This window comes from Paenibacillus tepidiphilus, assembly GCF_008635795.1.
GTDB lineage: Bacteria > Bacillota > Bacilli > Paenibacillales > Paenibacillaceae > Paenibacillus_AQ > Paenibacillus_AQ tepidiphilus.
Map to the genome: position 1 here is coordinate 243,634 of NZ_VWRQ01000004.1, position 17,804 is coordinate 261,437.

The following is a 17,804-nucleotide window of genomic DNA, read 5'->3' on the forward strand; positions in this document are numbered from 1 at the left end:
GAAAACGGTTTTATATGCATGCTTGGGAGGTGAAACTTCACTCAGCTGGCTTGTCTTTTGCGCAGGCAGAACACGACAACCTCAAAATCAGCGGAATCGGAGGCTAATACAAGTGAATAAAACGACGGGAAAGGTAACGTCCTCATTGCTTGCATTCCTGCTGCTGGTCCCGGCTCCGGCCATGGCGGCAACGAATAATGTAAGCGATTACACACAGAGTGTGCCAGGCGGGCTACATCAGATTGCGGATTACAGCGGGCACTGGGCGCAAAGTGATTTTCAGACTTGGGTCGACAAAGGACTGCTGTCCGGGTACGGCAACGGCATTTATAAGCCGAACCAGAATATTACACGGGCGGAATGGGTCAGCCTGATTAACCGGGTGTTCAAGCTGCAGACGGCGGCGGAGCTTCATTTCACGGATGTAGCCAAGGGCAATGCGGTATACAGCGATATCGCCAAAGCCGTTGCTGCCGGTTATGTCTCGGGGTATGAGGACGGAACCTTCCGGCCGCAGCAATCCGTCAGCCGTCAGGAAGCGGCTGTGATGCTGTTCCGGCAATTCGGGCTGGAAACGGGCAGCACTGCCGGTAACCCCGCCGATGCGGCGCAGCTGCCGGACTGGAGCCGGGAAGCAGTGCTCTCCATGCTCGGCGAAGGTTATCTGAGCGGCTACGAGGACGGCAGCTTTAAGGGTGCACGCCCGGTGACCCGCGCGGAAGCGCTGCGGATGATCGGTAAGCTTGCCGGGGAGCTTGTGGTCATCAGCGGCGATTATGACGGGCTGACCTCGAGGAACCTGGTCGTGAACTCATCCGGCGTTGTCCTGCGGAATTCCAGCATCTCGGGCAATCTCTATCTTACCGAGGGGGTCGGTGAAGGCGATGTCTTACTGGAAAACGTCAAAGTCGGCGGCAAAATTATCGTTACCGGCGGCGGCGCCAACAGCGTTACCCTGAACAACACGGTGGCTGCCTCGCTGGTGGCGGCCAAGAAGAACGGCAAGCTGCGCATTGTGGCCAAAGGCGCGAGCGCCGTGCCAATAGTGCAGGCACTCTCCGGCGTCCAGTTGGAGGAGGAAGCTTCTCTGACGGGTGCGGGCTTCAGCAAAGTGACCGTTACACAAGCATTGCCGCCGCAGTCTGTAATCCAGCTTAGCGGCAGCTTTGACAGCCTGGAAATGTCGGCATCCGGTGAACCCCGGGTGATTCTGGCGAAGGGATCAGTCCTGGAGGTGAACTTCGGCAAGCAAGGCGTGCTGCGTGTGGACGCCGGTGCCGAGGTCGGCAACCTGATCGTAACGGCAGCTGATGGAATCGATCTTCAAGGTGACGGCAAGGTGAAGTATGACGAGAAATACTCCGCCGTTATTAAGCGGGGCACCCCGTCGGCCACAGCCACCGCAGCGGCCAATCCGGGCAGCGGCGGGGGCACGGGTGCAACTCCGGCACCGACAACTGCGCCAACAGCGACAGCATCGCCAACAGCGACAGTATCGCCAACGGCAACAGCATCGGCATCGCCGACAGCGACCGCTACCGCAACACCGGAGCCTGAGCCGCAGGAGACCGCTCCGGCGTTCAGTAACGTATCGGTGCACGATCCGTCGGTAGCGAGGGATCAGGACGGCACTTATTATGTCTTCGGTTCGCATATCGAGGCGGCGAAATCGGCGGATTTGCTGAACTGGAGCAGATTCACCAACGGTTATACCACACCGGGCAACGCCATCTTCGGAGACTTGTCGGCCAACCTGGCCGAGTCCTTCAAATGGGCAGGCGAGAACGATGCCGACAGCAGCGGCGGCTTCTCCATCTGGGCGCCGGATGTATTCTGGAATGCCGATTACATTAACGAAGACGGCAGCAAAGGCGCATATATGATGTATTACAGCGCCTCCTCGACCTATATCCGCTCCGCTATCGGATTCGCGGTATCTCAGGATATTGAAGGTCCTTATACGTACGGCGATACGGTGATCTATTCCGGATTCACGAAGGAAGCGGCCAAGGACGACAAGAGCAATGTCGACAAAATCTGGTCGAATACCAACATCGCCAAGCTGGTGGAGGAGGGGACACTGGACGGACCGAATCCGGCCTGGTTCAATGCGAACGGCTCATACAACAATATGGTCTATACTAATGCCATCGACCCGACGCTGTTCTACGACAAGGACGGACAGCTTTGGATGACCTACGGCTCCTGGTCCGGCGGCATCTTCATTCTGCCGGTCGACCCGGCCACCGGCAAGCCGGTATATCCCGGTGAAGACGGCACTACCGAAGACGGCCGTATTATTGACCGTTACTTCGGAACCAAGCTTTCCGGCGGATTCCACCGCTCAGGCGAAGGCCCTTATATCAATTACGATCCGGGTACTGATTATTATTACATGTATGTAACCTATGGCGGCCTTGCTTCCGACGGCGGCTACAATATGCGCGTATTCCGTGCGAAGCAGCCGGACGGCCCGTATCTGGATGCGGCCGGCCACAGCGGTGTGCTGGCTACGAACGCCGATCATTCGGCCATCGGCAACAAGCTGCTGGGCAACTTCCAGTTCACCAATATCAACGGTGACCCGGATTTCCAGACTTACGGATATGCATCACCGGGGCATAACTCCGTGGATATTGATCCGGAGAGCGGCAAGCTCTTCAACTTCTTCCATGCCCGCTTCCCGTTCCAGGGCGAAGCGCATGAGGTGCGGGTCCATCAAATGTTCATGAACGAGGACGGCTGGCCGGTTCTGGCAGTGCACCGGTATACGGGTGAAGCGCTCGAAGCCGTTCAGGAGACGGAGCTGGCCGGACCTTACCAGTTCGTTAACCATGGCCAGGATACATCGGGCACGGTTAAATCGACGGTGCAAGTCAACCTGAATGCAGACGGAAGCATCTCGGGGGCAGTTACCGGTACATGGGAGCTGAAGGGCGATTATTATGCCCACCTGCTGATCGATGAAGCCGAGGGAGTGCAGCGTCTTTACAAAGGCGTATTCGTCAAGCAGTGGGATTCAACGCGCCAGCAGCAAGCGATGACCTTCACCGCCATGTCCGAGCTGGGCATCGCCGTATGGGGCAGCGCCCTGGAGAACCTGAGCGATGAGCAGAAGGCGGAGTATGTAGCCGCCGGCATTAACCTGGGTGATACGGGGGCTGTGTACCGTAATCTGGTTCTGCCGGAGAGCGGGGCGCATAATGCCGTAATTACATGGAGTTCCTCCGATGACGCCGTTGTCAATGCGAACGGACAGGTGAACCGGCCGGCTGCAGGGGCAAGCCATGCAGCGGTTACGCTGACTGCGGCTATCCAGGTCGGAGACGCGACGGTTACGAAGACATATCAGGTAACGGTACTGGCCCTGAGCAGCGCCGGTGCGCTGGAAGAGAATCTGGTGGCCGCATACGATTTCGAGGGTAATCTTGCCGATGCGGCGGGTCTTCTGCCGGAGGCGGCAGTCACTGGTAACCGGATTAATAATACCGGCGGCAGCATTACCTATGCCGAGGGCAAAACGGGACAAGCCGCTTATTTCAACGGCAGCGGCGGCGTGCGTCTTCCGGACAATCTGATTACAGATGACTCGTATACCGTAAGCCTCTGGTTGAAGCCGGAGAAGCTGGAAATGTATACGACGGCGTTCTTTGCCGGCCAGTCGCCAAGCCAATGGCTGAGCCTGCTGCCGTACGGCAACACCGGGGCGACGACCAGACTGTGGTTCGGCGAGCCTTACCAGGATGCGGCTTCAGGCCAGCAGATCAAGGCGGGACAGTGGAGCCATCTGGCGTTCACATACCGTTCAGGTACAGTCGATCTTTATATTAACGGCGTGCTGAAATATACAGGCACAGGCTTTAAGGATAAACTGACCGGCGGGAATACGCTATTCGCGCTGGGCGTGAATTATTGGGATAATCCGTACACCGGCTGGATGGATTCTGTGCGAATCTATGATACGGCTCTGCCTCCGGAAGTTATTGACTGGCTGGTAAACGGCACACCGGATCCTGAGCTGTTGGTTACCGACATTCTGCTGGCCAAGAGCAGTAAAGCGCTGGCTGTAGGCAAGACTTTTACGCCGGAATTCTCGGTCCTGCCAACCAATGCCGGTAACCGCAGTCTGGTATGGAGCTCAAGCGCACCGGAGGTGGCTGCCGTGGATGGCACTAGCGGAACGGTGACGGCACTGAGCGAAGGTGAAGCAATAATCAACGCCAAGGCTGCCGATGGAAGCGGGGTATCCCGTTCCTATAAGGTGACGACGAACGGCAGTGTGGCTCATTTTGCTTTTGAAGGCAATCTGCAGGATACACTTGGGATGTCCGTGGATGGAACGATTACCGGCGACCGGCTGAACAATGCGACGGTAGGGAACATTACTTACGGCGACGGGATTTACGGGCAGGCGGCTATCTTTGATGGAGCTTCGGGCATCCGTCTTGAGGATGGGCTTATTGACAGCCATACGTATTCCGTATCCATGTGGCTGAAGCCGGACAAGCTGCAGGGCTATGTAACAACATTCTTCGGAGCCGCTTCCGGCAACAGCTGGATCAGCTTCGTGCCGCAAAACAACGCTACGGAACAATCACAAACCATTCTCTGGTCCGGCGAAGCATGGTATGACGCTGTAACCGGAATGCGGATTCCGGCAGGAGAATGGACGCATGTGGCGTTTACGGTGGACAACGGGAATGTGAAGGTCTACATCAATGGTGTGGAGAAATTCTCCGGCAGCAAATTCCCGGATATCTTCACCGGCAAGAATGCGGTGTTCGCGCTCGGTGTCAATTACTGGGACGCACCGTTTACAGGAATGATCGATGAAGTGAAAGTGTATAACGATGTGCGGACGGCGCAGGAAGTGCTTGCAGAGTATGAAGCGGTGCAGCCCGCCGTGGAGTAAACAGCAGCCGCAGCGTCAATGTTAGGCCAGATCGTTCAATACGAGAATTAGTATGAAAAATAAGCAGAGCAGCCTTCCCCGGCTTCCGAGGATCGCTGCTCTGTTTTTGTGCGTTACGTCAGTGCCTTGCTACTGGTGTGTAGAATGGAGGTCTATCTAACCCGTACCGTGAGTTGAATCGGGTGAAGTGGGGGCTTATAGCCATTTCATGGCCCACAGCTCCACATGCCCCAGCGCTTCACCCAGCTCCCGGCCTTTATCCGTCAGGGAGTATTCGGTGCGCACAGGACGTTCAGGGATCACCGCGCGGCGGATGAGTCCGCATTCTTCCAATTCCTTCAGCCGCTCGCCCAGCATCCGTTTGCTGATTTCCGGAATGATGGTGTGCAGCTCGCTGAACCGTTTTGGTTCCTCCAGCAGAACATGGACAATGAGATTAACCCATTTCTTGCCGATCAGATGATGCACATGCTCCACTTTGGAAAAGAGGGGCTTAACGTCGTCCATAGTCATACATACCCCGCCTTAATAGTTATTATTAATAGTCAACTAACTATAGCATAGTAAAGACTTCGTGAAAATAATAACTTTTTGTAAATGTCAAAATGATATTGACGGAAAGAATTTACGGTCGTATGATGGGTGAAGTAAAAGTTTGCGAGTAATTTAAAGTAACCATATAAACAAAATATAACTACAGGAGGAATGAAAGTGGAATCATCGACCTTTATCCTATTCGGCGCCACCGGAGATTTGGCCAAACGCAAAATATTCCCTGCGCTATATAATTTGTTCATAGATGGCAAGCTTTCCGGTCCTCTTTCCGTCATTGGTCTGGGCAGAAGAGAATGGAGTAATGCCACGTTCCAGTCACAGGTGCTGGATTCACTGCGTACTTTCTCCCGGCGCGCGCCGGAGGATTCGCCGGAGCTGCGGCGTTTCTTGCTTGCTTTTGAATACAGTGTGCTGGATGTCGGCCATCCTGAAGATTATAAGAAGCTGCTGGCGCATGTTATCCGCCGGGAGCAGGAGCTGGGCCTGCCGCAGAACCGGATGTTCTACTTGTCCGTCGGCCCGGAGTTCTTCGCACCGATCGCCGCGAATATTCAAGGCAGCGGCCTTGGGGATACGCTAGGCTGGAAGCGGCTCATCATCGAGAAGCCGTTCGGCCGGGATCTGCAGTCGGCCCGTGAGCTGAACGACAGTCTTGGCGCGGCCTTTCGTGAGGAGGAGATTTTCCGCATCGACCACTTCCTCGGTAAGCCGATGGTGCAGAATCTGGAGGTGCTGAAAACCTCCAATCCGGTACTGCGGGCGCTGTGGCAGAACCGTTATATCGCTAATGTTCAGATCACCGCCGCTGAAACTGTCGGTGTCGAGGAGCGGGCCGGATATTATGATCAGTCCGGGGCGCTGCGCGATATGTTCCAGAATCATATGCTGCAGCTGCTGATGATGATGGCGATGCAGCTGCCGCAAGGCAGCACACCCGAGGAGGTGCGCAGGAAGAAACGCCATGTAATAGCCTCCGTGCTGCCGCTGCTCAGGGAGGAGCTTGCCCGGCATGTAGTGCGCGGACAATATGCTGCCGGCGAGATCAAAGGGAAGCCGGTTCCGGGCTACACCTCTGAGCCGGGCATTCCCGCCGCTTCGCAGAATGAGACTTATATCGCCGCCCGGCTGTTCATTGATGATCCGCTTTGGGAAGGTGTTCCATTCTATATCCGTACCGGCAAACGGCTGAAAGAGAAGTCTACGCGGATCGTGATCGAATTCAAGGAGCCGCTGAACGATGTCCACAATAAGAACAGAACCGTGCTTGAGCCTAATCTGCTGGTCATAAATATCGGGCCGGAAGAAGGGCTGTCGCTGCAGCTCAATACGAAGGACCCCCGGCGGCATGGCGCACTTGAGCCGGTGAGCATCCGCCACGATTCCGGGAATCCCGGAATGCCGGAGGCATATGAGAATCTGATTGGTGATGCGCTGCGCGGAGACGCTACCTTTTTCGCCCATTGGGATGAGGTTGAGTTGTCCTGGCAGTGGGTTCAGCCGATCATCGACGCCGTTGATGCAGGTGAATTGCCGCTTCATGACTATGCTGCCGGATCGCACGGTCCTGCTGCTGCGGATGCGCTGCTGGGTGAGGCTCACTGGTGGCTGGATGAAGAACCAGCGCCGCCAGCCGCTGCGAAAGATCCAGAGGCGATCCGCCAGGGAGCTTGATTTATACTTATTAAGGAAGAAACAGTTTGCATGATACAGATGAGGTTAATATTACAACAGGAGGGATCTGCCAATGAGAGTCGGACTAATCGGGCTGGGCAAAATGGGATATAACCTGAGCCTCAACCTGCTGGAGCACGGGCATGACGTTGTGGCTTATGATGTAAATAGCGCTGCCGTGGAAGGAATAGCAAATGAAGGAGCGAAAGGCGCATCCTCACTGGAGGAACTTGTCGGTAAGCTGGAAGCGCCGCGCGTTGTCTGGATTATGGTGCCGCATCAGTTTGTCGACTCGGTCATCGCTGAGCTGACGCCACTGCTCTCGCGGGGCGATATTGTGATTGAAGGCGGAAATTCGCACTACAAGGAATCGGTCCGCCGCCATGGTGAGCTGGAGCAGCACGGAATCTACTTCCTCGATGCCGGAACGTCCGGCGGGATGGAAGGGGCACGTCACGGGGCCTGCTACATGATCGGCGGGGATGAGGAGGCCTGGACCATCGCCGAACCGCTGTTCCGCGATACGGCTGTTGCGAACGGGTACCTGTATGCCGGTAAATCGGGCAGCGGCCATTTTCTGAAGATGGTGCATAACGGCATTGAATACGGGATGATGGCAGCGATCGGGGAAGGCTTCGAGGTTCTGGATAAAAGCGGCTATGATTTCGACTTCGAGCAGGTGGCCCGGGTCTGGAACAATGGTTCCGTGATTCGCTCCTGGCTGATGGAGCTGACGGAGCGCGCTTTTGCCAAGGATGCGAAGCTGGATGAAATCCGCGGGGTGATGCACTCTTCAGGAGAAGGGCGCTGGACGCTGGAGACGGCATTCGATCTGCAGGCAGCCACACCTGTAATCGCGATGTCGCTGCTTATGCGCTACCGTTCGCTGGAGGATGACACCTTTACGGGCAAAGTCGTCGCCGCGCTGCGCAATGAATTCGGCGGTCACGCCGTAGAGAAGAGCTGACTAGTAGTAGCCAGGCAGCCGTCAGGTATAGCTGCATTTTGTACATCTATATGCGCTTGAGAAAGCCAATTCTACGGAATAGCTGCACTTCGTACATTTATTAAGCGGTGATTCTATCGTTAACAGGAGTTTCCGGATAAATAATTGTAGCAAGTACAGCTATACCGGCGATGCAGCTGTTTCTCAGCGAAATAGCTGTATGGAATGCAATTACGGCGACGGAAATTGTTGATTTGAAATGAAAAGGTATCCCATAACGGCCGGTTTCGGACGGAATGCGGATACCTTTTTTGTGCTAGTAAATGACTTCAATATTCTCTTCAGCCAGCCGCTTCAGCCAGATATCCGCAGGCTTGCGGTCTGTAATCAGGAGGTCGACCCCGCTGAGCGGAATCAGATTGGTAAAAGCGGTCTTGCCGAATTTGGTATGGTCCGCGAGCAGCATGACCTTCTCGGCCTGGCGCAGCATATGCTTCTTGACCTCGCATTCCGGTTCGTTGGAATCGGTGATGCCGCTTGCCAGATCAACGCCTTTGCAGCTGATCACCGCCGTGTCCACGTTATAGCGCCGGATGGTATCGTGGGCAACGGGCCCGACCAGTGACAGCGAACGGTGGCGCAGGGCTCCGCCTGTGGAGACGATATCCATAGACGAGTTTGCAAACTCATGCAGAATATGAATGGAATTCGTAATCACGGTCAGATTGCTTTTGTTACCCAGCAGCTTGAGAAATTCCAGAGCGGTCGAGCTGGGGTCAACCATCAGTGTATCGCCGTCGGCAATGAGATCCAGCGCCTTCAGGGCGATGTTCCGTTTAATGTCGGTATTCAGCGCACCCCGTGTAACAAAAGGCAAATCCTCATTGGTATGCCTGTTGAGCATCGCGCCCCCGTAAGTACGGCTGAGAATGCCGTCCTTCTCCAATTTCTCCAGATCGCGGCGGATCGTCTCCTCGGTCACCTCGAACATCCGGCTGAGATCGCTAACGAGTACCCGCTTGTCCTGATGGACGAGATCGATTATTTTTTTGCGTCGTTCGCCTGCCAGCATCATGATCACCTTCCATTTGACATCTGGATTAAATATAGTCCATTAATATCTGCGTTTGCAATAAATAAAAGATAATAACCTGTTATTTCAGCAGTTTTTTCTGTGAAACAAACATTATACAAATAAAAACAACATAATTAATATTTTATTTGTTGACAACAAAGATTGGTGAGGTTACGATGAGGATGTTCCTTTGAAAGCGTATGCCCGGATATTTAGCGCCTCTGACTGGTTAACCTGCGGTAGTCCGCCTGACCAGCCGATAACGGCGCCGCAGCGAGACTTGCACGACTTTGCAGAGGATACAGGAGCCGGTGTTCAGCCGTGTTCCGCTACCAATATTGCCGGGAGGCTGGTTTGAAGTTATGAGTACTCATGTGTTTTATGTTCCGCCTATCAACATTATGGGCAAAGGCTGTCTGTCTGATATCGCTCCGTACATTAAAGAGCTGAAGCTTAGCAAAGCGCTGGTGGTTACCGACAAGTTCCTGATGAAGAGCGGCATCGCCGGCAAAGTGCTGGCTGTACTGGATGAGGCGGGGATCGAATATGCAGTATATGATGAAGTTAAGCCGAACCCGACTTGTAAAAATGTCCACGACGGCGTAGATTTCCTGAAAGCGAACGGCTGCGACCATCTGATCTCCATCGGCGGCGGCTCGCCGCAGGATACAGCCAAGGGCATTGGCATTATCGCCACCAACGGCGGCCATATCAAGGAATACGAAGGCGTGCATAAGTCGCAGCATAAATCGCTGCCGATCGTTGCCGTGAATACAACCGCCGGTACTTCCGCCGAAGTCACAATTAACTATGTAATTACCGATGAAGAACGCAAGGTGAAGATGGTTATGGTCGACAAGAACAGCCTGGCAGCGATTTCGGTGAATGATCCGGAACTGATGCTCGGCAAGCCGGCCGATCTGACGGCAGCAACCGGTATGGATGCCCTGACTCACGCCATTGAGGCCCTGGTTACTCCGGGCGCTTATCCGGTTACGGATGCTACGGCTCTGGCTGCGGTAGAACTGATCTTCAACAATCTGGCCCGCACTGTAAAGAACGGACAGGATATTGAAGCCCGTGAGCAAATGGTATATGCCATCTTCCTCGGCGGCCTGGCCTTCAACAATGCCGGTCTCGGTTATGTCCACGCAATGGCGCATCAGCTTGGCGGTGTCTACGATCTGCCGCATGGTGTATGTAATGCGATGCTGCTCCCTTACGTGGAAGAAGAGAACGCCAAGGTGGTTCCGCACCGCTTCCGCAATATTGCCAAAGCCATTGGCCTGCAGATCGAAGGCAAGAGCGACAAGGAATGTGCGGACTTCGTGATTGAATCGATCAAGGCCTTGTCGAAGGAAGTCGGCATCCCGTCCAAATTGTCCGAGCTGGGCGTGAACGAGGTTGACCTGGATCTGCTGGCCGAGAACTCGATGAAAGACGCTTGCGCACCGGGCAATCCGTTCATTCCGACCAAGGAAGAAGTTATCGCCCTTTTCCGTAAAATTCTTTAATCATAATATGCTATAAAGGAGATTCCCCATGAGCAATCATATCGCCGTTGATATCGGCGCCTCCAGCGGGCGGCTTGTTCTCGGAACCATCAAGGACGGGACTCTCCGGCTGGATGAGCTTCACCGGTTCAGCAATGGCTTCACCGAGCGGGACGGGTCCTGCTTCTGGGATATCGATCATCTGTTTGAGCAGATTATCATCGGTCTGCAGAAAGCCAAGGCCCAAGGCATTACCCGCTGTACGCTGGGCATCGACACCTGGGCCGTGGACTATGTGCTCCTTGACGAGTCAGGCGGGCGTCTCCAGGAAGTCTATGCCTACCGCGATAGCCGGACGAACGGCGTCATGGAGAAGGTAGCCGCCGTGATTTCGCCGGAGAAGGTCTATGCCAAGACCGGTATTCAGCAATTGAATTTCAATACGCTGTACCAGCTGTACGCCCATGACTCTGCGGAGCTCGCCCGGGCAGACAAGATAGTTATGGTACCCGACTATCTGTATTACCGGCTGAGCGGCCGCCTGATCAATGAGGCTACCAATGCTTCGACCATGCAAATGCTCAATCTGCAGACCCGGGAATTCGATGAAGAGCTGCTGGCGCTGCTGGGACTGCGCAGAGAGCAGTTTGCGGCCCTCACCGAACCGGGTGAGGTGCTGGGGATGATCTCTGCGGATCTTGAGCAGCAGCATGATCTTCCGGAATGCGAGCTGGTCGTTGCCGCAACGCATGATACCGCTTCCGCTGTGCTTGGCGTGCCGCTGCAAGAAGGGCGCAGCGCCGCCTACATCAGCAGCGGGACATGGTCGCTGCTTGGTGCGGAGCTTAACACGCCGCTTAACAATGAGCAGGCCATGGCCGCCAATTATACGAATGAATGGGGAGCGTTCGGCACTTACCGCTTCCTGAAGAACATCATGGGACTGTGGCTGATCCAGGAGGTCCGCCGGCTGGACGGCGGACGCCACAGCTTCGCCGAGCTGGCGGAGCTGGCCGCTGGCGCCGAGAGCTTCCGCAGCCTGATTCCATGCGATCACCCGCGGTTCCTGAATCCCGCCAATATGATCGACGAGATCCGCTCCGCCTGTGCGGAGAGCGGCCAGCCGGTGCCACAGGCGCCGGGCGAGCTGGCCCGCTGTATCTTCGACAGCCTGGCGTTGTCCTACCGCAGCTATCTGGAAGAGCTGGAGGCACTTACCGGCACGGGATTCGACGTGCTGCAGATCGTCGGCGGCGGTGCGAACAATGCGCTGCTGAACCAGCTGACCGCGGATATGATCGGCCGCGAAGTCCTGGCCGGACCGACCGAGGCGACGGCCATCGGCAATCTCGCCGTGCAGCTCATTCAGGCCGGCGAAGTGGCCGACATCCGGGAAGCGCGGGCGCTGATCGGCAGCTCCTTCGCGATTACCTCGTATCAGCCGCGTCCTGTACCGCAGCTGCAGGAAGTGCTGCAGCGCTGGGATGAGCTGAATGCTGCACTTGGTTAGGTAATACAGGGCAGGCAGCAGCCGGAATTCTGTACGTTCGGCGTAGTCACGGCCAAGTCACGGCCAAGACTCATGCTGTAGCCAAACGTTTTATGTGATAGTTGGATTTTCGCACACTAATTTTGTCTTTTTTACAGATTTCAACAATCTAATTCGATTTCCGCCACTTAATATGGACGTTAATGGTGTAAGTATTAATTTTCGTCCATATTAAGTGGCGGTTATCCAACTAGATGGGAGATTATCGCTTTACAGGTGAAAATAAGTGGCGAATTTCCAACTATGTATAGCTGGTTTTATGTTTTCGAGCAAGTTTTGCACGAAGTAACTCAATGGAGCGGATGCTCACAAAACTTTTAGGAGGTCAGCATCATGGATCAGAGCATCATCAACAGTTACAACGAAGCGAAGAAATTATACGCCGCCCACGGCATCAATGTGGACGAGGTGCTGGAGAAGCTGGCACAGATCAAGATTTCCCTGCATTGCTGGCAGGGGGATGACGTGCAGGGCTTCCTGTTCAAGGACAAGGAGCTGATCGGCGGCATTGCTGTAACCGGCAGTTATCCGGGCCGTGCCGGTACGCCGGATGAGCTGCGCCAGGACCTGGAGAAGGCGCTGGCGCTGATTCCGGGCAAGCATAAAGTCAATCTGCATGCCATTTATGCCGATACCGACGAGCAGGTTGATCTGGATGAGCTGGAACCGCGCCATTTCGCGAACTGGGTGGACTGGGCCAAAGAACAGGGGCTGGGCCTGGATTTCAATCCGACCTGCTTCTCCCATCCGAAGGCGGCGGACGGCTTCACCTTGAGCCATGCTGATGACGAGATCCGCAGCTTCTGGATCAAACACTGCAAGGCATCCCGCAAAATTGCCGAATCGTTCGGCCGTGAGCTGGGCCAGCCCTGCGTAACCAACTTCTGGGTACCGGACGGCTACAAGGATACGCCGGTGGACCGTCTCGCGCCGCGTGTGCGTCTCAAGGAAGCGCTGGATGAAGTGTTCAGCGAAGAAATCGATCCGCAGTATAACATCGACGCCGTAGAGAGCAAGCTGTTCGGCATCGGCTCCGAGAGCTATGTGGTCGGCTCGCATGAATTCTACATGGGCTATGGCCTGACCCGCGGCAAAGCCATCTGCCTGGACGCCGGACACTTTCATCCGACTGAAGTGATCTCGAACAAATTGTCCTCGATTCTGATGTTCAGCGAGCAATTGCTGCTGCATGTCAGCCGTCCGGTCCGCTGGGACAGCGATCATGTCGTAACCATGGATGATGAGCTGCTGGAAATTGCCCGTGAGCTGGTACGCGGCGATCTGCTGCCACGGACGAATATCGGCCTGGACTTCTTCGACGGCAGCATCAACCATGTCGCTGCCTGGGTCATCGGCACACGCAATACCATCAAGGCGCTCCTGCGTGCCATGCTGGAGCCGGTGGCGGAGCTGAAGGCCATTGAGCTTGCCGGAGATTACACCTCGCGTCTGGCTCTTGTTGAGGAATTCAAATCGTACCCGTTCGGTGCGGTATGGGACTACTATTGCGCGACTCAGAATGTCCCTGTCCGGGAGCAGTGGCTGGCAGAAGTGAAGACCTACGAACAAGAAGTGTTGTCCGCCAGATAATGGGGGAGAACCCTAATAACCAGCACCTCTAAAGGAGAGAAAACATATGAGCACGCTATTAACAGGAACAACGGGCTATATCGCCGAGACGGAAGCCCCGTTTATTCAGGAAATGTCCGAAATTACCCACCATATGTGGTCGCTCGGCTGGGACGAGCTGAACGGCGGCAACATCAGCTATCTGCTGGATGAAGCCGATGTGGCGAAATATATCGATATCCGTGAACCGCAGCGGGTCATCAATCTTACTTTCCCGGTGACGGAACTCGCAGGCAAATACTTCATCGTAACCGGCTCCGGCAAATACTTCCGCAACGTGATCAAGGACCCTGAGGCGAACCTGGGCGTGCTTCGTGTAAGCGCCAGCGGCGAGAGTGTAGAAGTGCTCTGGGGACTTCGCAACGGCGCCGTACCGACCAGTGAACTGGCTTCGCATTTTATGAGTCATATCGAACGTCTCAAGGTGGACCCTACGCACCGGATTGTACTGCATACCCATGCTACCAACGTCATTGCCATGACCTTTACGCATGATTTGAATGAACTGCAGTTCACCAAAACCCTGTGGGAAATGTGCACCGAATGTCTCGTGGTCTTCCCGGACGGCGTCGGCGTGATTCCGTGGATGGTACCCGGCAGCAGCGACATCGGCCGTGCCACAGCGGACAAGATGAAGGATTACCGCGTAGTGGTGTGGCCGCAGCACGGCATCTTTGTTACCGGAGCGACTATGGATGCTACATTCGGTCTGGTAGAGACGATTGAGAAGGCGGCGATTGTCTACAACCTGATCGGCGGCAGAGAGATCAAGCAGAAGATTACCGACCGGCAGCTGGCCGATCTGGCCCAGGCCTTCCGTGTGACTCCGAAAGCGGGCATTCTGGAATTATAATCTGTCCATAAGTTCATTTATTACCGCTGAACAGCCAACCCATAATAAGATAAGTAAGCCGAGCAGCATTCTCCCGTTGTTGGAGGATCGCTGCTCGGTTTTTTTGGTGCCTCTTGGCTATTTCCCGGATTGTGCGACGACCCCGAAGTGCAATGATAGGACAAAATATTCATATCTATAACAAAATAGTTAATAGCTTGTATAATTAACACTAGGAAAGTAGGCTTAGTCCGGCGAAACTTACATAGGGAGTACTAGAACTATTGTAGTGGTACAATCCACACGGTGAAAGAAGGATGGGGCATTATGATGAAGCGTATAGCGGTTACCGGTTTCGGCATCAAGGTTCCAGGCGGGGAGAACAACAGTGATTTCGAGCGCCATTTACTCAGCGGAGAGTACCATTTTGTAACGAAAAGCGATTTGTCACCAACCGGGGAGCCATTGCTGTTCGGTGAGCTCAGCGGTGATTTAGGGGAATTGGATGGACGTGAGCACCGGACATTGCCCCGGTTCGCCAAGCTGGCGATCAGCACGGCAGCTGAAGCCATTGCACTGGCACAATTGCCGACTGCCGACCTGGGGGATAGAGTAGGGGTGTTTTTTGGCACAACAATGGGCGGTATTATCTCCCTGGAGGAAATGCTTCACATTATCGGTAACAATGATTTCCGCGGCCTGCCTGTGTATTGCTGCGGACTAGTACATAACCATACACTCGCCTCGGCGATCTCCAGCCATTTCGGGCTGACGGGCCGAACCAAAACGGTTACGACCGGCTGCACAGCCGGTATTGAAGCTCTGGAGGATGCCATGATGTATTTGCAGAGCGGTACCATTGATACCGCCATCGTCGGCGCATCCGACAGCTGCAATACGAAATCGACCGTCTATGGCTTCGGCAAAATCAGGGGCCTGCCGTTCGGCCAAGGGCCGGATGCAGCGGGATCGCCCTTCAACAAGCGCAGCAAAGGGTTTGTCCTGTCAGAAGGCGCGGCCACGCTGATCCTGGAAACCGAAGAGCATGCGCTGGGCCGGGGGGCGAATATCTACGGATACGTCGATAAGGTGGCCTCCAACAACGACGGGGTGTCCGTCAACGGCCAGGATACGAGCGGCCAGCGGATGAAGCAGGCAGCAGCGGCCGTCCTGGACGGCAGAATCCCGGACTATGTGAACAGCCAGGCGCTGGGGTATGAGTCTAACGACAGGATCGAAGACATCGTCTCCCGCGATTTGTTCCGGCATGAGGTGCCGTTGACCTCGATCAAGGGGCTGACTGGCCATCCCTTCAGCGCCAGCGGACTGGCTCAGCTCATCGCTTCGCTGCTCGGCTTCCGTGCGGCTTTTGTTCCCAGGACGATCAGAACCGATCAATACGGCTATGAGCATTTGCCGGTGATTACAGCACAGATGCCTCTTAAGAATGAAGAGGTATTGATTACAAGCCACGGCTACGGCGGCAACAACGCCTGTGTGTACTTAATGAAAGATTAATTCTCAGCGGCGGCGCGTCCGGGCATCTCCGGTCAGCCTGCGCTGCCGCATCGAAGCTTCCGACCGCCACTTCTGTGCTTCCAGCGATTGATTGTTCCGCTCATAGAGATTCGCAATCTGTTCATAGGCACCGTATTCCTCCTCGTTAAAAAGCAGCACATATTTCAGATAAGCGATTGCGCCCGGAGTGTTACCTCTGACGGCGAGAATTTCAGCCTGATAATTGGCCAGAGCAATCAGCTCAATCTCGGTTTTGGAGCGCAGATTCAGGTTCCAGTCCTGATCCAGATTGCAGAAGATATCCCCTTCAATCTGCCAGAACACCGAATCGATAAGCGCCATCTTGCTATCCGTATCTTTCTCCTCGTTCGCCTTCTTAATATCTGCCAGCAGGCTGAGCAGGTCGCATTCCGGCTGACCCTGCAGCTTGATCTGCTGCTTGTCACTGTAGATCAGCCCCGTAACTTCATTGTTCATCAGCTGTTTGAGGTGGGTGAGGCAGACGCGCAGCTGGCCCCGGGCCTTGAGAATATCCATGTCGCCCCACAGCTCACTGCACAGGCGATCCCTGTCCGCTATAGGATTGAGCAGGAGATAGATCAGCAGCTCCTTGGCATTCCGCCGGCCCCAGCCGTTATTGACCGGAAGATCGCCGACAGTGACCTCGAACCGGTTCAGCAAATCCACCTTCAGGACAGGGCGGTCCAGCCCGGACTCCAGAGCCGGATTCGAGCCGAGAATGGAGAAGAAGTCGGCATGCAGCTGATGCAGCAGCGGATCGAGCGAGCCCTGGATTTGCGAACGTGTATCTATAAAAGCCTTGATTTGCCGGAATGTTTCTTCCGGCTGATCATAAAATACCATATTGGACGAACTGTAGATCATCCGGTAACGGCAGTGCGGATTGGCTGAAGCAATCAGACTCGACAGGTAAGGCGGATACATCGGATCATGCTCTCCGGTCAAAATCAGCGAAGGAGTCTGATGCTGCTTGAACATATCCATAATCTCGCCATGCGCCGCCGTGAAAAAAATCAGCAGCTCGGTGTAGACGTCATACGGCACCCGCGCAAAGCTGGTGTGCAGCATCTCCATCTCCGGGGTGCCCGGCTTGAACAAGGTGGCATTGCCGATTACATGCTCGGCCAGTGCACGCATTGACTGCTGCTTCATCAGATCCTGCCGGTATGTAGAATATTTGTTCGCCGTCTCGGCGGAATGAAAGAGCGGCAGTGAGAGCAGAGTCGTTGTTTCGACAAGGTGGGAATGTGTGCGCGAAAAGTACAGCGCCAGAATGCTCCCGGCTCCGTGTCCGACCAGGTGGACAGAACCGATCTGCAGGTGATCCAGCAGCGCGTGGATATCGCCGACCATATCGGCAGCGGGGGAAAGCAGCTCCTGAGGGCCTTTATCGCTGAACCCGTGGCCTCTAAAATCATAACGGAGCACATGGTAATGCTCCAGCATGGCGGGTACGATCCGGTCCCAGCCGCGGAGGTCAAAGCCGATGCCGTGAATCAGCACAAGCGTCTCCGTGTGCGGACGGGCCTGGCGTGCAGGCTCATACTCATAGTGAATTCTCATGTTGTCTTTCAATAAATCAGGCATCCAAGGTATCCCTCGC

At 55.0% G+C, this 17,804-nt stretch carries 11 protein-coding genes; 8 read left to right on the plus strand and 3 right to left on the minus strand.

The features are described 5' to 3' along the window. The first annotated feature begins 112 nt into the window (after nucleotides 1-112). Nucleotides 113-4,912, plus strand: a complete 4,800-nt coding sequence (locus tag F1379_RS07085) for a LamG-like jellyroll fold domain-containing protein (protein WP_162551092.1) — start codon at nucleotides 113-115, stop codon at nucleotides 4,910-4,912. A 195-nt stretch (nucleotides 4,913-5,107) separates the two neighbouring features. Here the strand turns inward: F1379_RS07085 and F1379_RS07090 are convergent, their stop codons facing one another. Continuing rightward, a complete protein-coding gene (locus tag F1379_RS07090; RefSeq protein WP_150268132.1) occupies nucleotides 5,108-5,419 on the minus strand; it encodes a winged helix-turn-helix transcriptional regulator in 312 nt (103 codons plus the stop codon). Between the two features lie 204 nt (nucleotides 5,420-5,623). Here F1379_RS07090 and zwf point away from each other — a divergent pair, with 204 nt between their 5' ends. Beyond that, nucleotides 5,624-7,138: a glucose-6-phosphate dehydrogenase gene (zwf, locus tag F1379_RS07095; RefSeq protein WP_150267875.1), complete on the plus strand. Its 1,515-nt coding sequence runs from the start codon at nucleotides 5,624-5,626 to the stop codon at nucleotides 7,136-7,138. Nucleotides 7,139-7,211: 73 nt separating this feature from the next. Then, nucleotides 7,212-8,105: a phosphogluconate dehydrogenase (NAD(+)-dependent, decarboxylating) gene (gnd, locus tag F1379_RS07100; protein WP_150267878.1), complete on the plus strand. Its 894-nt coding sequence runs from the start codon at nucleotides 7,212-7,214 to the stop codon at nucleotides 8,103-8,105. 295 nt (nucleotides 8,106-8,400) lie between these two features. Here the strand turns inward: gnd and F1379_RS07105 are convergent, their stop codons facing one another. Next, the gene (locus F1379_RS07105) at nucleotides 8,401-9,156 is read right to left on the minus strand and encodes a DeoR/GlpR family DNA-binding transcription regulator (RefSeq protein ID WP_150268134.1); all 756 of its coding nucleotides are present in this window, start codon (nucleotides 9,154-9,156) and stop codon (nucleotides 8,401-8,403) included. 365 nt (nucleotides 9,157-9,521) lie between these two features. On the opposite strand from F1379_RS07105, the gene F1379_RS07110 reads away from it, so the two are divergent. The 5 genes from F1379_RS07110 to F1379_RS07130 all read left to right on the plus strand — a co-directional run bounded on the left by F1379_RS07110 (nucleotide 9,522) and on the right by F1379_RS07130 (nucleotide 16,180). Then, complete coding sequence (locus F1379_RS07110) at nucleotides 9,522-10,673, plus strand: iron-containing alcohol dehydrogenase (RefSeq protein ID WP_150267880.1); 1,152 nt, start codon at nucleotides 9,522-9,524, stop codon at nucleotides 10,671-10,673. A 28-nt stretch (nucleotides 10,674-10,701) separates the two neighbouring features. Continuing rightward, nucleotides 10,702-12,162 carry a rhamnulokinase gene (gene rhaB / locus F1379_RS07115; protein ID WP_150267882.1) on the plus strand — a complete coding sequence of 487 codons (1,461 nt, stop codon included), beginning with the start codon at nucleotides 10,702-10,704 and terminating at the stop codon, nucleotides 12,160-12,162. A 372-nt stretch (nucleotides 12,163-12,534) separates the two neighbouring features. Further along, the gene (gene rhaA / locus F1379_RS07120; RefSeq protein ID WP_150267884.1) at nucleotides 12,535-13,791 is read left to right on the plus strand and encodes an L-rhamnose isomerase; all 1,257 of its coding nucleotides are present in this window, start codon (nucleotides 12,535-12,537) and stop codon (nucleotides 13,789-13,791) included. A 46-nt stretch (nucleotides 13,792-13,837) separates the two neighbouring features. Further along, entirely contained in the window at nucleotides 13,838-14,683 is an 846-nt protein-coding gene (rhaD, locus tag F1379_RS07125) for a rhamnulose-1-phosphate aldolase (RefSeq protein WP_150267886.1), read from the plus strand. A 306-nt stretch (nucleotides 14,684-14,989) separates the two neighbouring features. Next, nucleotides 14,990-16,180 carry a beta-ketoacyl-[acyl-carrier-protein] synthase family protein gene (locus F1379_RS07130; protein ID WP_150267888.1) on the plus strand — a complete coding sequence of 397 codons (1,191 nt, stop codon included), beginning with the start codon at nucleotides 14,990-14,992 and terminating at the stop codon, nucleotides 16,178-16,180. Nucleotides 16,181-16,183: 3 nt separating this feature from the next. Here the strand turns inward: F1379_RS07130 and F1379_RS07135 are convergent, their stop codons facing one another. Then, entirely contained in the window at nucleotides 16,184-17,788 is a 1,605-nt protein-coding gene (locus F1379_RS07135; RefSeq protein WP_150267890.1) for an alpha/beta hydrolase, read from the minus strand. Nucleotides 17,789-17,804: the final 16 nt, after the last annotated feature.